General features: G+C 74.0%; 14 protein-coding genes and 4 tRNA genes. 7 read left to right on the top strand and 11 right to left on the bottom strand.

The genetic code is table 11. From position 1 onward, the window contains the following. Positions 1-27 precede the first annotated feature (27 nt). From thrS to ACWIX6_RS14070, 7 genes are all read right to left on the bottom strand, one after another. Positions 28-2,085, bottom strand: coding sequence for a threonine--tRNA ligase (gene thrS / locus ACWIX6_RS14040; protein WP_448613048.1), 2,058 nt, complete (start codon positions 2,083-2,085; stop codon positions 28-30). Between the two features lie 106 nt (positions 2,086-2,191). Next, complete coding sequence (locus tag ACWIX6_RS14045; RefSeq protein WP_448613049.1) at positions 2,192-2,755, bottom strand: MOSC N-terminal beta barrel domain-containing protein; 564 nt, start codon at positions 2,753-2,755, stop codon at positions 2,192-2,194. Between the two features lie 11 nt (positions 2,756-2,766). Beyond that, the gene (locus tag ACWIX6_RS14050) at positions 2,767-3,171 is read right to left on the bottom strand and encodes an HNH endonuclease (protein ID WP_448613050.1); all 405 of its coding nucleotides are present in this window, start codon (positions 3,169-3,171) and stop codon (positions 2,767-2,769) included. Positions 3,172-3,273: 102 nt separating this feature from the next. Further along, positions 3,274-3,345 (bottom strand) — tRNA-Val (locus tag ACWIX6_RS14055). A gap of 26 nt (positions 3,346-3,371) precedes the next feature. Then, a complete protein-coding gene (locus ACWIX6_RS14060) occupies positions 3,372-3,872 on the bottom strand; it encodes a TIGR02611 family protein (protein ID WP_448613051.1) in 501 nt (166 codons plus the stop codon). 14 nt (positions 3,873-3,886) lie between these two features. After that, positions 3,887-4,813: an anti-sigma factor domain-containing protein gene (locus ACWIX6_RS14065; RefSeq protein ID WP_448613052.1), complete on the bottom strand. Its 927-nt coding sequence runs from the start codon at positions 4,811-4,813 to the stop codon at positions 3,887-3,889. Next, positions 4,810-5,430 carry a sigma-70 family RNA polymerase sigma factor gene (locus tag ACWIX6_RS14070; protein ID WP_448613053.1) on the bottom strand — a complete coding sequence of 207 codons (621 nt, stop codon included), beginning with the start codon at positions 5,428-5,430 and terminating at the stop codon, positions 4,810-4,812. Before ACWIX6_RS14070 ends, ACWIX6_RS14065 begins: the two co-directional genes overlap by 4 nt. Positions 5,431-5,622: 192 nt before the next feature. Between ACWIX6_RS14070 and ACWIX6_RS14075 the strand changes: the two genes are divergently transcribed. The 4 genes from ACWIX6_RS14075 to ACWIX6_RS14090 all read left to right on the top strand — a co-directional run bounded on the left by ACWIX6_RS14075 (position 5,623) and on the right by ACWIX6_RS14090 (position 6,503). After that, the gene (locus ACWIX6_RS14075; RefSeq protein ID WP_448613054.1) at positions 5,623-6,102 is read left to right on the top strand and encodes an SsgA family sporulation/cell division regulator; all 480 of its coding nucleotides are present in this window, start codon (positions 5,623-5,625) and stop codon (positions 6,100-6,102) included. Between the two features lie 98 nt (positions 6,103-6,200). Next, positions 6,201-6,273 (top strand) — tRNA-Gly (locus ACWIX6_RS14080). A 42-nt stretch (positions 6,274-6,315) separates the two neighbouring features. Next, a tRNA-Cys gene (locus tag ACWIX6_RS14085) sits at positions 6,316-6,386 on the top strand. Positions 6,387-6,431: 45 nt separating this feature from the next. Then, positions 6,432-6,503, top strand: a tRNA-Val gene (locus ACWIX6_RS14090). Positions 6,504-6,559: 56 nt separating this feature from the next. On the opposite strand, the gene ACWIX6_RS14095 is transcribed toward ACWIX6_RS14090, so the two are convergent. After that, positions 6,560-7,063 carry a VOC family protein gene (locus tag ACWIX6_RS14095; RefSeq protein WP_448613055.1) on the bottom strand — a complete coding sequence of 168 codons (504 nt, stop codon included), beginning with the start codon at positions 7,061-7,063 and terminating at the stop codon, positions 6,560-6,562. An 89-nt stretch (positions 7,064-7,152) separates the two neighbouring features. Beyond that, positions 7,153-7,749 (bottom strand): dephospho-CoA kinase, encoded by a 597-nt coding sequence (coaE, locus tag ACWIX6_RS14100; RefSeq protein ID WP_448613056.1) that lies wholly within the window; start codon positions 7,747-7,749, stop codon positions 7,153-7,155. A 211-nt stretch (positions 7,750-7,960) separates the two neighbouring features. Here coaE and ACWIX6_RS14105 point away from each other — a divergent pair, with 211 nt between their 5' ends. Further along, positions 7,961-8,218, top strand: coding sequence for a hypothetical protein (locus tag ACWIX6_RS14105; RefSeq protein WP_448613057.1), 258 nt, complete (start codon positions 7,961-7,963; stop codon positions 8,216-8,218). 167 nt (positions 8,219-8,385) lie between these two features. On the opposite strand, the gene rpsA is transcribed toward ACWIX6_RS14105, so the two are convergent. Beyond that, positions 8,386-9,855, bottom strand: a complete 1,470-nt coding sequence (rpsA, locus tag ACWIX6_RS14110) for a 30S ribosomal protein S1 (protein WP_448613058.1) — start codon at positions 9,853-9,855, stop codon at positions 8,386-8,388. 219 nt (positions 9,856-10,074) lie between these two features. Between rpsA and ACWIX6_RS14115 the strand changes: the two genes are divergently transcribed. Together ACWIX6_RS14115 and ACWIX6_RS14120 are read left to right on the top strand one after the other, a co-directional pair. After that, the gene (locus ACWIX6_RS14115; protein WP_448613059.1) at positions 10,075-10,974 is read left to right on the top strand and encodes a class I SAM-dependent methyltransferase; all 900 of its coding nucleotides are present in this window, start codon (positions 10,075-10,077) and stop codon (positions 10,972-10,974) included. A 119-nt stretch (positions 10,975-11,093) separates the two neighbouring features. After that, positions 11,094-11,468, top strand: a complete 375-nt coding sequence (locus tag ACWIX6_RS14120) for a VOC family protein (protein WP_448613060.1) — start codon at positions 11,094-11,096, stop codon at positions 11,466-11,468. A 122-nt stretch (positions 11,469-11,590) separates the two neighbouring features. On the opposite strand, the gene polA is transcribed toward ACWIX6_RS14120, so the two are convergent. Next, the gene (gene polA / locus ACWIX6_RS14125) at positions 11,591-14,335 is read right to left on the bottom strand and encodes a DNA polymerase I (protein WP_448613061.1); all 2,745 of its coding nucleotides are present in this window, start codon (positions 14,333-14,335) and stop codon (positions 11,591-11,593) included. Positions 14,336-14,344: the final 9 nt, after the last annotated feature.

Raw genomic sequence — 14,344 nt, forward strand, 5'->3', positions numbered from 1 at the left:
GCCCGCCCGGCGACGGGCGGCCCGAGGTCATCCCGCCCCCAGCGCGACCTCGGCGGTCGGGTCGGCGTTGTGCCGCGCCGCGACCCAGGCGGCGATCTGCTCGACGGCGTCGGCGACCGGGACGCCGTTGCGCTGGGACCCGTCCCGGAACCGGAAGGACACCGCACCGGCCTCGGCGTCGGTGGCCCCGGCGAGCAGCACGAAGGGCACCTTCTGCTTGCTGGCGGTGCGGATCTTCTTCTGCATCCGGTCGTCGGAGTCGTCCACCTCCACCCGGATGCCCCGGGCGCGCAGCTGCAGCGCGACGTCGGTCAGGTGCGGCACCTGCTCGTCGGTGATCGGGATGCCGACCACCTGCACGGGGGCCAGCCAGGCCGGGAACGCACCGGCGTAGTGCTCGGTGAGCACGCCGAAGAAGCGCTCGATCGACCCGAACAGCGCGCGGTGGATCATGACCGGGCGCTGGCGGCTGCCGTCGCCGGCGGTGTACTCCAGGTCGAAGCGCTCAGGGAGCATGAGGTCGACCTGGATGGTGGACATCTGCCACGACCGGCCGATCGCGTCGCGGGCCTGCACGGAGATCTTCGGGGCGTAGAACGCCGCGCCGCCCGGGTCGAGGACCAGCTCGAGCCCGCTGGCCTCGGCCGCCTCGCGGAGCGCGTCGGTGGCGCGCTCCCAGTCCTCGTCGTTGCCGATGGACTTCTCCGGGTTGCGGGTGGACAGCTCCAGGTAGAAGTCCGAGAGGCCGTAGTCGGCCAGCAGGTCGAGCACGAACTGCAGCAGCGAGCGGATCTCGGCCTGCATCTGCTCGGGGGTGCAGTAGATGTGCGCGTCGTCCTGGGTGAAGCCGCGGGCCCGGCTGAGCCCGTGGACGACGCCGGACTTCTCGTACCGGTAGACGGTGCCGAACTCGAACAGCCGCAGCGGCAGCTCGCGGTAGGACCGCCCGCGGGAGCGGTACACCAGGTTGTGCATCGGGCAGTTCATCGGCTTGAGGTAGTAGTCCTGCCCCTGCCGGCGGACGTTGCCCTCGGCGTCCCGCTCCTCGTCCAGCTGCATGGGCGGGTACATGCCCTCGGCGTACCACTGCAGGTGGCCGGAGGTCTCGAACAGCTGCCCCTTGGTGATGTGCGGGGTGTTGACGAAGGCGTAGCCGGCCTCCTCGTGGCGCCGCCGGCTGTAGTCCTCCAGCTCCCGCCGGACGATCCCCCCGTGGGGGTGGAAGACGGCGAGGCCCGAGCCGATCTCGTCGGGGAAGCTGAACAGGTCCAGCTCCGCGCCCAGCCGGCGGTGGTCCCGCCGCTCGGCCTCGGCCACCTGCTCCAGGTACGCCTTGTGCGCGTCCTTGCTCTCCCACGCGGTGCCGTACACCCGCTGCAGCTGGTCGTTCTTCTCGCTGCCCCGCCAGTAGGCCGCGGCGCTGCGGGTGAGGGAGAACGCCGGGATCGCGCTGGTGCGCGGCACGTGCGGGCCGCGGCACAGGTCGGTCCAGACCCGGTCGCCGGTGCGCGGGTCGAGGTTGTCGTACATGGTCAGCTGGGCGCCGCCCACCTCGACGTCGACACCCTCGGTGTCGTCCGCCCCACCCTTGAGCCCGATCAGCTCGAGCTTGTACGGCTCGGCGGCCAGCTCGGCGCGGGCGTCGTCGTCGGAGACCTCCCGGCGGGCGAAGTGCTGACCGGCCCGGACGATCTCCTGCATGCGCTTCTCTAGCGCCTGCAGGTCCTCGGGGGTGAAGGGCCGCTCCGGGTCGAAGTCGTAGTAGAAGCCGTTCTCCACCGGCGGGCCGATGCCCAGCCGGGTGCCCGGGAAGAGGTCCTGCACCGCCTGGGCGAGCACGTGCGCGGTGGAGTGCCGGATGACCGCCCGGCCGTCCGCGCTGGCGGCGGGGACCGGCGCGACCTCGGCGTCGGCGTCCGGGGTCCACGCCAGGTCCTTCAGCTCGCCGGAGGACAACTCCCGGACGACGACCGCGCCGTCGGCGCCCTTGAGCGGCACCCCGGCCTCCTTGAGCGCCGAGGCGGCCGTCGTCCCGGCCGGCACCCGGATCGGGGTGGTGGCGGTCGGCGGGGGCGCGCTGGACACGGGTGCTCCTGGGGGTCGTGCGGGCTCCGGCCGGACGGCCCGAGACCCCCGAGACTAGTGCGCCGGTCGGTCGGGCCCGGTCAGCCGGGGACGACGGGGAGCCGTCTCAGTCGACGAGCCGGACCTCGTCGCCGGTGGCCACCCGGCCGGGCACCCGGACCTCGGCGTAGACGCCGAGACAGTGCTTGGGGGTGCGGACGACGTCGAGCTCCACCTCGCCCACCCGGACCCGCCGCCCGACCCAGGACCGCTCGTCCTGGTCGTCGGCCAGGTGCAGCAGCAGGTTGGCCCGGGGGTCGTCGGCCGAGCAGCCCTCGGGGACCTCGCCGGCCGCGGCCCGGTCGACGGCCGCCCGGGACACCAGGTGCACCGCGGCGGCGTCGACCTGCCGGCCGCCGTCCGCCCCGGCCAGCCGCACCGGGCGGCCGAGCACCTGGGTGAGGGTGATCGTGTCCTGCTCGGGGTCACCGGTGGCGACGACCTCGGCGAGCTGCGGCGTCGTCTTGACCGTCACCCGCTCGCCGGTGGTGGCGTCCACCACGGAGTGCACCCGGTCCCCGGCCAGGCCGTCCGGGTCGACCCGGACCGCGGGCAGCGTGCGCCCGCCCAGGGACTTCACCGGGTAGACGGTGATCTGCCCGACGGTGCCCTGCGGCGCGGTGCTGCTCACAGCGGCCGACGCTACGCCGGAGCCCGCCCTCCGGCGTCCGGGGAGGCCGCTCCGCGACGGCGCAGCCGGCGCAGCTGGGCGTCCAGGTAGGGCCGGGCCCGGCGCTGCCCGCCGCGCTCGTCGATGGCCAGCGCCAGGTCGCCCAGCACCCGCGTCAGCCGCGCCTCGTCGGGCTGCCAGCCGCGGCCCCGGCACTCCTCCAGCCACTCGACCGGGGCGGTGTGCCCACGGGCGGCGTTGCAGCGGCGGCAGGCGGCCACCTCGTTCTCCAGCCAGGACGGCCCGCCCTTGACCCGCGGGACCACGTGCTCGGTGCTCGGCGCCACCAGCCCGGTCAGCTCCCGGCCGCACCAGATGCAGGTCGGCCCGTCCCGCTCCACGGCCGCGCGGAGGCGGGCGGCCCGGTCCAGTGCCATCGCCGTCCATGGTGCGCCGGTCCGGCGCCCGGCGCCCGTGGGACGACCGGCCCCGGACACGGCAGAGGCCCCAGGTCGACCGACCTGGGGCCTCTGGGCGGGTGGGCGATACTGGGATCGAACCAGTGACCTCTTCGGTGTGAACGAAGCGCTCTACCGCTGAGCCAATCGCCCGTGCTGCGCAACAGTCTGCCAGATGGTCAGCGCCACAGCGGCACCCACCCCGGCACCCAGTCCGGCGCGCCGAACACGTGCAGGGTGACCACCAGGACGCCGTACACGAACGCGGCGGTCAGCAGTCCGACGCCGATCCGCACGGCGACTGACCGGCGCCCCAGCCACTCGGTCCACCGGTTGACGTGCCGGCGGGTGAACTCCAGCAGCCGCTCAGCCCAGGTGAACTCCGTGGCCAGCACGAACAGCCCGGCGATGACGGTGAGCCAGCCCGGCCCGGGCAGCGGGATGGTGACCACGCCGACCGCGACGACCAGGCCGCCGACCACCCCCACACCGATCCGGTAGGGGGCGTCCAGGCTGCGGCGCGCGGCCAGCCGGCGGCGCCAGCCCGACTCGGCCACCCGCTCCCGCAGGCTGTGCACGTCGTCGGCGTCGTACCGGGCACGCCGCTGGTCCGATGACTCCCGCGGGGCCCGGGGGGCCCGGCCGGCCGCCGGACGCACCGGGTCACCGGGCGCCGTCACGGTCTGCTGTTCGCTCAGCTGGTCACCTGCCCGTTCGCGACGATCTCCGACGGGGTCGCCGGAGCCTCACGACCGGGCTCGATGCTGACGGCGTACGCGGAGAACTCGTCCAGCCCGGTCGCGGTGGAGCCTACGGTCCGCAGGTCCATCTGCCGAGTGACCACGTCGAACGTGCCCAACGGCACCGGCGGGGAGTCCTGCTCGCGCACGCCCCACACGACGTAGGTGTTCGAGCTGCTGTCGTTCACCGGCAGGCCGCTGGTCACCACCTGGACCTGGCCGTCGCGGGCCACGACCGTGGCCAGGGCGTCGCCGTCGTCGGTCAGGGGGGCGATGGTCGCCCGGCCGGGCTCCAGCAGGGCGTCCAGCAGCTCGGCCTGCTCGTCGGCCACCGCCTGGACCGCCGCGCGGTCGCCGGACAGCACCACGTTCCACGCCCCCAGCGCCAGCACGGCTGCCACCGCGGCGGCGACCAGCGCGTGCGGCAGCACCCGTCGCCAGACCGGCCGGGGGTCGGGGAGCCGGGTGGCACCCGGCGGTCGGAGCTCGTCGAAGGGGGTCGGGCGCATGCCGCCGGCGGGGTGCCGGGACGGCGCCCGCTCCGCCGGGCGCGCCGGCGGCTGGACGACGCCCGGCGCCCCCTCGGTCTCGGCCTCGGTCCGCGTCCGTGGTGGCGGGGCGGGCAGCTGCTCGGTCTGCTCCACCGCCGACCGGATCCGGTCGCGCAGCGCCGGTGACGGCTCCGCGGGGGGCAGGTCGGCGGCCAGTGCCGCCATCACCTCGGAGGTCTCCGCGACCGTCAGCGCGCACCGGCGGCAGGAGGCCAGGTGCTCGGTGAACGCGGCCTCGTCCTCGGGCTCGAGCGCGTGCAGCGCCCAGCCGACGGCGAGCTCGTCGAAGGCCTCGTGGTCGTCGCGGCCGGAGCCGGCGAGGGCGCTCATCGGATGCCTCCGTCCCGGGTGACGGCGCCACCGGGGACCGAGGTCCCCAGGCTGTCCTTGAGCCGGCGCATGCCGGCGAGCATCCGGGTCTTCACCGTGCCCAGCGGGGTGCCGGTGAGCGCGGCGACCTCCCGTTGGGTGTACCCGCCGTAGTAGGCCAGCGTGAGCGCCTCGCGCTGCGGCTCGGGGAGGGCGTGCAGCGCGGCGCGGACCCGGCCGGCCACCACGCCGGCCCAGGCCTCGTCGGCCACGTCGGAGACCAGGTTCGGGGCGGCCAGCGCGAGGTCGTCCTCGGCGCGGACCTGCCGCCGCCGGTGGGACTCCTCGCGGCGCACCGCGTCGACGGCCTTGTGGTGGACCATGGCCAGCAGCCAGGAGGAGACCGTGCCGCGGGCGCCGTCGAAGGCAGCGGGGTTGCGCCACACGGTGACGAACACGTCCTGCAGGACGTCCTCAGCCAGCACGTCGTCGCCGAGGACCCGGCGGGCGAGGGCGAAGGCGGGTCGCCGGAAGCGCTCGTAGAGGTCGTCGACCGCGCCGCGGTCCCCCGCGGCCACGCGACGGAGCAGCTCGACGTCGGCCGCGCCGTCCTCCGGACGGCGGACTGGTCGGCTCACGAGTCCCATGGTCACACGGGGTGTTCGCAGAACACAGCCTCGCCGGTTCAGCACGCCGGTGGGCCGTGTCCCGGGGCGCCCGACCGCCGTCCGCCGCGGTGCCGGTGGGACGGGTGTGACCCGTGTGCCGACAGAGGCGCGACACGCCGGGAGCGGGAGCAACCTGACGGCCCCCCGGTCGTTGCACGGGGCATGGCGCGCACTCCGAGGTCGGGATGTACGACCCGCACCACCCTGCACCTGGTCGGCCCGCAGTCCTGGACCTCCGTCCCCGCGGCGCTGGTCTACGAGGCCGCCGACCCCTACGCGGTGAAGGTGCGCTTCGGCGACGGCGGGGAGCCAGAGGAGCCGGACCTCGACGAGCCCGGGGACGACGGCGGTGTCGAGTGGCTGCTGTCCCGGGAGCTGCTGCGGGCCGGCTGCGCGGCCCCGGCCGGCGAGGGCGACGTCCGGATCTGGCCGGCCCGCGCCGCGCTGGACGTGCTGTACCTGCAGCTGCGCGCCCCCTCCGGCGAGGCGCTGTTCGAGCTGTCGGCGACCGTGGTGGGCGAGTTCCTCCGGGAGACCGAGCGGCTGGTGCCGGTGGGCGAGGAGAGCGGGCGGCTCCAGGTGGACGACGAGCTGACCGCGCTGCTGCAGGGCGGCGGCAGCGACAACCCCACGCTGCCCTGACCGCGTCCGCCTGACCTGCGGGGACGCCGCCGGCGGCGCTCCCGGGACCCCCCGGGTTTGGAGCGCCGTAGGGGGTCGGTTAGAGTTCGACACGCACTGCGGACGTGGCTCAGCTGGTAGAGCATCACCTTGCCAAGGTGAGGGTCGCGGGTTCGAATCCCGTCGTCCGCTCGGAACTCCGGGCGCTGGTCGCGAGACCGGCGCCCGGTGTGCGGTGGAGTGGCCGAGAGGCGAGGCAACGGCCTGCAAAGCCGTCTACACGGGTTCAAATCCCGTCTCCACCTCAGGCCCACCCGCGTGGTGAGTCGATCCGGTCGCGAGGCCGGAACGGGCGATTGGCGCAGCGGTAGCGCGCTTCCCTGACACGGAAGAGGTCACTGGTTCGATCCCAGTATCGCCCACCGCCGAGAGGCCCCAGGTCCGCCGACCTGGGGCCTCTCGCGTGTCCGGGGGGCGCTCAGCTCACCGCCACCCCGTCGGCCGCTGCCCGCAGCGCGGCGACGTCGAGCTTGACCATGCCGAGCATCGCCTGCATGGCCCGCTGCGCCCGGGCCGGGTCGGGGTCGGCGAAGACCTGGTCCATCCCCTCCGGAACGATCTGCCAACTGAGTCCGTACCTGTCCCGGAGCCAGCCGCACTGGCTCTCCTGTCCCCCGTCGCCGATGAAGCGGTCCCACAGCCGGTCGACCTCGGCCTGGTCGGCGCAGTTCACCTGCAGCGACACGGCCTCGGTGAAGGGGAACTGCGGTCCGCCGTTGATGCCGACCAGCCGCATGCCGGCGACCTCGAACTCCACCGTCATGACCTCGCCGGCGGGGCCGGGGCCGCCTTCGGGATAGCGGGTGACGGTCAGCACGCGCCCGCTCCCGAGGACGTCGATGTAGTAGTGCGCGGCCTCCTCGGCCTGGGTGTCGAACCAGAGGTTCGGGACGATCTTCGGTGACGTGGCCGCCTGCGACATGGCGTGCTCCTCCGGGTCCGGCGGGCCCGGCGCCCGCCGCTGGGAGCACAGACCCCCGCGCCGGCCGGAAGTCATCGCCCCGGCCGGCGTCAGCCGGCGCGCGGCGCCACGTGCTCGGCCCAAAAGCGGTCCACCTGGGCGGCGAGCCCGGCGTGGTCCCCGTCGTTGCGGAGCACGACGTCGGCGACCGCGCGGCGCTGCTCGTCGGTGGCCTGGCTGGCCATCCGCGCCCGGGCGTCGTCGGCGGACAGGCCGCGTGCCACGAGCCGCTGCACCCGCACCTCGGGGTCGGTCTCCACCACCAGCACGAGGTCGTAGGAGCCGGCCTGGCCGGTCTCGACCAGGAGGGGCACGTCCTGCACCACGACGGCGTCCGGCGGGGCCGCGGCGACGGCCTCGGCCGCCCGGGCGCGCACCAGCGGGTGGACGACGGCGTCCAGCCGGGCGCGGGCGGCCGGGTCGGCGAAGACGACGCCGGCCAGCGCGGCCCGGTCCAGCGACCCGTCGGCGGCCAGCACCCCCGCCCCGAACTCGGCGACCACGGCGGCCAGCCCGGGCGTGCCCGGCTCGAGGACCTCCCGGGCGATCCGGTCGGCGTCGACCACCCGCGCTCCGCGCTCCGCCAGCAGCGCCGCGACCGTGCTCTTGCCCGAACCGATCCCGCCGGTCAGCCCGATCCTCACCACCCTGCGGACCCTAAGGGAGGGCCGGGCCCTCCTGCAGGGTCCCGCCGCGAGCCCGCGAGCCCGCGAGTGACGGGGGGCAGGAGGGCCCTCCATCTCGGGGAGGTCACGGCCGGGCGCGTCCCCGGCGCGTCGCCTCCGGTCACACGAGTCCCACGACTTACGTTCTGCCCCGGTGGTCACCCTCCGCCACAGCAGAGAGGCAGGAACGATCATGGTGCGTCCCGAGTTCTCCGGCACCCCGTCGGTCCCCGGCGCCCCCCGCCGCGGGCGCCACCGGATCGACCGTCCGGCCGGCGTCCGCTGCGCGGACCTGCCCGGCGTCGCCGAGCGGCTGCAGACCCGCCGCCGCGGCACGTCATTCTTCCGGTCGCTGCTGCCCAGCGTGCCCTCCGGCCGGCACACCTGGGACTTCCTCGCCAACGCCGGCGGCCGCCCGCGCACCGCCTTCGCCATCATCCTCAGCCTGTAGAGGACCCTCCTGCCCCCCGCCACTCGCAGGGTCGTGGCGGGACCCTGCAGGAGGGCCGCCGGGGCAGGGCCACCACGGGTTCCGCACTCCCCCACCGACGACAGTGCGCCGCCCACCGCGGACGGTGGACGGCGCACTGTCAGGTGCTGCTCAGCTGAGCTGCGAGGTCACTCCCCGCCGGCGAGCTTGGCCCGCAGCGCGGCGAGCGCCTCGTCGGAGGCCAGCGTGCCGCCACCGGCAGCCGGGGCGTCCGGCGTCGCAGCCGGCTCGCTGGAGTAGCTGCCACCGGCCGCAGCCTCGGCGTCGGCCTCCTTGGCCGCCGCGATCTGCTTGCGGTGCGCCTCGAAGCGGGCCTGGGCCTCGGCGTACTGCCGCTCCCACTCCTCGCGCTGGGCGTCGAAGCCCTCGCGCCACTCGCCGGTGTCCGAGTCGAAGCCCTCGGGGTAGACGTAGTTGCCCTGCTCGTCGTACTGCGCGGCCATGCCGTACGCAGCCGGGTCGAACTGCTCCTCGTCGCCGACGACGCCCTCGTTGGCCTGCTTGAGCGACAGCGAGATGCGCCGGCGGTCCAGGTCGATGTCGATGACCTTGACCAGGATCTCGTCGCCGACCTGCACGACCTGCTCGGGGATCTCCACGTGGCGCTCGGCCAGCTCGGAGATGTGCACCAGGCCCTCGATGCCCTCGTCGACGCGCACGAACGCGCCGAAGGGGACGAGCTTGGTGACCTTGCCGGGCACGACCTGCCCGATCTGGTGGGTGCGGGCGAACTGACGCCACGGGTCCTCCTGCGTCGCCTTCAGCGACAGGGAGACCCGCTCACGGTCCAGGTCGACGTCGAGGACCTCGACGGTGACCTCCTGGCCCACCTCGACGACCTCGGACGGGTGGTCGATGTGCTTCCAGGACAGCTCGGAGACGTGCACCAGGCCGTCGACGCCGCCCAGGTCCACGAAGGCACCGAAGTTGACGATCGAGGAGACGACGCCGCTGCGGACCTGGCCCTTGGCGAGCTTGTTGAGGAACTCGCTGCGGACCTCGGACTGGGTCTGCTCCAGCCACTGGCGGCGGGACAGGACCACGTTGTTGCGGTTCTTGTCCAGCTCGATGATCTTGGCCTCGAGCTCGCGGCCCACGTAGGGCTGCAGGTCACGGACGCGACGCATCTCGACCAGCGAGGCGGGGAGGAACCCGCGCAGGCCGATGTCGAGGATCAGGCCGCCCTTGACGACCTCGATGACGGTGCCGGTGACGACCTCGTCGGCTTCCTTCTTGGCCTCGATCGTGCCCCAGGCGCGCTCGTACTGTGCGCGCTTCTTGGAGAGGATCAGCCGCCCTTCCTTGTCCTCCTTCTGGAGGACGAGGGCTTCCACCTCGTCACCGACGTGAACGACCTCGGTGGGGTCGACGTCGTGCTTGATGGACAGCTCACGCGAGGGGATGACGCCCTCGGTCTTGTAGCCGATGTCCAGCAGCACCTCGTCCCGGTCGACCTTGACGATGACGCCTTCGACGATGTCGCCGTCGTTGAAGTACTTGATCGTCTGGTCGATCGCGGCGAGGAAGTCCTCGGCGGTGCCGATGTCGTTCACCGCGATCTGGGGGGTGCTGTCAGGACGGACCTGGGTGGAGGTCATGTGGTCGAGTGCTCCGGACGGGGGGTGCGTAGGGACAGGAGGTCCGCGGCCCGAACGAGCCGCGGAGAGTTCACGGGAGAACCGGGGAGGCGTCCTCCGGACGGGAGGACAGCACCACAGACCTCTGGCGCTCCTCCATGGTACGGACGGCGGAGGCACCCGGTCCACCGGGGTCACGGACCGCGCAGGGTCGCTTCGGCGTGTCACCATCGGCGCGCCATGAGCCTGCCGCACCCGCCTGCACCCCCGACACCGCCCGTCCGCCCGACGGCCGCACCGCCTGCGCCGCCGCTGGCGCTCGGCTCCGACGGCTACCCGGTGGCCGGCGGGGTGACCCGCCGCGGAGCCGGGCCCGCGGAGTCCGCGCGGGCCAACCGCGGCTGGTGGGACGCCGCCGCCCCCGCCTACCTGGCCGAGCACGGCGCCGACCTCGGGGACGCCGACTTCCTGTGGTGCCCGGAGGGGCTGCGCGAGGCCGACGCCCACCTGCTCGGCGACGTGGCCGGGCGGCGGGTGCTGGAGATCGGGTGCGGGTCGGCGCCGTGCGCCCGCTGGCTGCGCCGGGCCGGCGCCGAGGTCGTCGGGCTGGACGTGTCCGGCGGGATGCTCGCCCGCGCGGCGGAGCTCAACCGGGCGACCGGGGTGCCGGTGCCGCTGGTGCAGGCCGACGCCGGGGCCCTGCCGCTGGCCGACGCCAGCGTGGACCTGGCCTGCTCGGCCTTCGGCGGGTTGCCCTTCGTGGCCGACGCGCGGGCGGTGCTGGCGGAGGTGTGCCGGGTGCTGCGCCCCGGTGGCCGGTTCGTCGCGTCGGTGAACCACCCGATGCGCTGGCCGATGCCGGACTCCCCCGACCCGGACGACCTGCAGGTGACGTCCTCCTACTTCGACCGCCGGCCGTACGTGGAGACCGACGGCGAGGGCCGCACGGTGTACGTGGAGCACCACCGCACGGTCGGCGACTGGGTGCGCGCCGTCGTCGGCGCCGGCCTGGTGCTCACCGACCTGCTGGAGCCGCAGTGGACGCCGGGCCGCACCGAGACCTGGGGGCAGTGGTCCCCCGAGCGCGGCGCCCTCGTCCCCGGCACGTTGATCCTGGTCTGCGACAGGCCCGGTACCTGACCCTCCATCTCACGTCGAGGGTGGCCGACCCGAGGTCGCGACCACGGCCGGTCCGCGGCATCCCGGTGGGGTGCCGGGCCGCGACCTGCAGCGGGCCCTGGCCTGCCAGACTCGGACCCGTGCTGACGGTGGGCGTGGTGGCACTGGGCGTCGGGGACGTCGGTCGGGCCGCCGACTTCTGGTCCCGGGCGCTCGGCTACGTCGTGCGGCGGGACGGGTTCGGCGGCTGGTCGACCGTGCTGGAGCCCCCGGACGACGCCCCGGGCGCCCGGATCGCACTGCAGCGGAGCGAGACCGCGCCGCAGCAGCACCCGCGGGTGCACCTGGACCTGCATGTCGGTGACGCGGCCGAACAGGAGTCCGAGGCGGCGCGGCTGGTCGCGCTGGGCGCCGAGCGCGTCGACTGGGACAGCTACCCGGAGGACCCGGACTTCGTCGTCCTCGCCGACCCCGACGGCAACCGCTTCTGCATCGTCGACCTCAGCCACGGCTGAATCCCGCCGCGCGCCTGCAAGTGGCGGGGGTTCGGCCCCGGTGCAGGGGCCCGCGCCGAGCCGGCCACCCTGCAGGGTCCCGCCGCGAGCCTGCGAGTGGCGGGGGGCAGGGTGGTCCTTCGTCAGTGCGCGGCGGCGTCCCAGCTGGGGCCGGACCCGACGGAGACCTCCAGTGGGACGGTCAGGGACGCCGCACCGGCCATCTCCCGGCGCACCAGGGTCTCCAGTGCCTCCCGCTCACCGGGCGCGACCTCGAGCACCAGTTCGTCGTGCACCTGCAGCAGCATCCGGGAGGACAGCCCCTCGGCGGCGATCGCCCGCTCGACGTTGAGCATCGCCACCTTGATGACGTCGGCGGCCGAGCCCTGGATGGGGGCGTTGAGCGCCATCCGCTCGGCCATCTCCCGGCGCTGCCGGTTGTCGCTGGTCAGGTCGGGCAGGTAGCGACGCCGGCCCAGGGTCGTCTCGGTGTAGCCGGTCTGCCGGGCGTCGTCCACCACGCCGTCGAGGTAGTCGCGGATCCCGCCGAAGCGCTCGAAGTAGGCGTGCATCTGCACCCGCGCCTCCTCCGGGGTGATCCGCAGCTGCTGCGCGAGCCCGTAGGCAGACAGGCCGTAGGCCAGCCCGTAGCTCATCGCCTTGATCCGCCGGCGCATCTCCGGGTCCACCTCGGAGATGGGGATGTCGAAGGCCCGCGACGCGACGAACGAGTGCAGGTCCTCCCCCGAGGTGAAGGCCTCGATCAGCCCGGCGTCCTCGGACAGGTGCGCCATGATCCGCATCTCGATCTGGCTGTAGTCGGCGGTCATCAGCGACTCGTAGCCGGCGCCGACCACGAACGCCTGCCGGATCCGGCGGCCCTCCGCGCTGCGGATCGGGATGTTCTGCAGGTTGGGGTCGGTGGAGGAGAGCCGGCCGGTGGCCGCGATGGTCTGCTGGAACGTGGTGTGGATCCGGCTGGCGTCGTCGACCATCGGGATCAGCCCGTCGATCACGGTGCGCAGCCGGGTCACGTCGCGGTGCCGCAGCAGGTGCTCGAGGAACGGGTGCCCGGTCGAGGCGAGCAACGAGGTCAGCGCGTCGGCGTCGGTGGTGTAGCCGGTCTTGTTCTTCTTGGTCTTCGGCAGCCCCAGCTCGTCGAACAGCACGGCCTGCAGCTGCTTCGGCGACCCGAGGTTGATCTCCTTGCCGATGACGGCGAACGCCTCGTCGGCCGCCTCGGCGACCCCGGCGGCGAACTCGCGCTGCAGCTCGCGGAGGAAGTCCAGGTCCACCGCGATCCCGCGGCGCTCCATCGCGGCCAGCACGTGGGTCAGCGGCAGCTCGATGTCGCCCAGCAGGTGGTCGCCGCCCTTCTGGGCGAGCAGCTGCTCGAGGGCGTCGGACAGGTCGTTGACCGCCACCGCCTTGAGGACGTCGGCGTGCCGGGCCTGGGCGGCCAGGTCCTCCTCGCTGGGGCCGAGCCCGTCCAGGGTGAGCTGGGCGTCGGGGGCGGCGTCGTCCTTGAGCTCGCGCTTGAGGTAGCGGACGGCGAGGTCGCCGAGGTCGAAGGACCGCTGGCCCGGCAGCGCCAGGTACGCGGCCAGTGCCGTGTCGCTGACCACCCCGGCCAGCTCCCAGCCGCGGGCGGCGACCGCCAGCAGCGGGCCCTTCACGTCGTGCACCACCTTGCCGGTGGCCGGGTCGGCGAGCCACGCGGCCAGCGCCTGCTCGTCGGCGACGTCGAGCTCGGGGCCCAGGTCGACGAACGTCGCGTGGTCGTCGGCCGCGGCCAGCGCGATGCCGGTCAGCTCGCCGGTGCCGCGTCCCCACGTGCCGCGGAAGATCACGCCGGTGTGCCCGGTGCGGGCGTGCGCGGCCAGCCAGTCGGCCAGCCCGCCGGCACCGACGACGTCCTCGGCGACGTCGAACCCGCCCTGGACCTCGGGCTCGGCGCTGGTCAGCGTGGCGAACAGCCGGTCGCGCAGCACCCGGAACTGCAGGTTGTCGAAGAGGGTGTGCACCTCGTTGCGGTCCCAGGGCTGCACCGCCAGCTGGGTGGGCTCCATCGGCAGCGGGACACCCCGGTCCAGCTCGGTGAGCCGCCGGTTCTGCAGCACCGAGGACAGGTGCTCCCGCAGCTTCTCCCCGACCTTGCCCTTCACCGTGTCGACCTGGTCGACGAGTGCGTCCAGGGAGCCGTACTCGCGGACCCACTTGGCCGCCGTCTTCTCCCCCACGCTCGGGATGCTGGGCAGGTTGTCGCTGGGGTCGCCGCGCAGCGCGGCGAAGTCCGGGTACTGGGCCGGGGTCAGGCCGTACTTGGTCTCCACCTCCTCGGGCGTGAACCGGGTGAGGTCGGAGACGCCCTTGCGCGGGTAGAGGACGGTCACGTGCTCGTTGACCAGCTGCAGCGCGTCCCGGTCGCCGGTGCAGATGAGCACGTCCATGCCGGCCTCGACCGCCTGCACGGTGAGGGTGGCGATGACGTCGTCGGCCTCGTAGCCCTCGGCGGTGAGCACCGGGACGTGCAGCGCGGCCAGCACCTCCTGGATCAGGCTGACCTGGCCACGGAAGTCAGTGGGGCTCTCGGACCGGTTCGCCTTGTACTCGGCGTAGATCTCGCTGCGGAAGGTCTTCCGCCCCACGTCGAACGCCACCGCCAGGTGCGTGGGCTGCTCGTCGCGCAGCACGTTGATCAGCATCGACGTGAACCCGTAGACGGCGTTGGTCGGCTGCCCGGTCGTGGTCGAGAAGTTCTCCACCGGCAGGGCGAAGAACGCCCGGTAGGCCAGCGAGTGGCCGTCCAGGAGCAGCAGCCGCGGCCGTTGCCCCGCATCGGAGGCCACGACGGGGGCGGGGACTGGGGTGCTGACCGGAGCTGACATCACCTCGGA

It is taken from the genome of Modestobacter sp. URMC 112 (assembly GCF_053502575.1).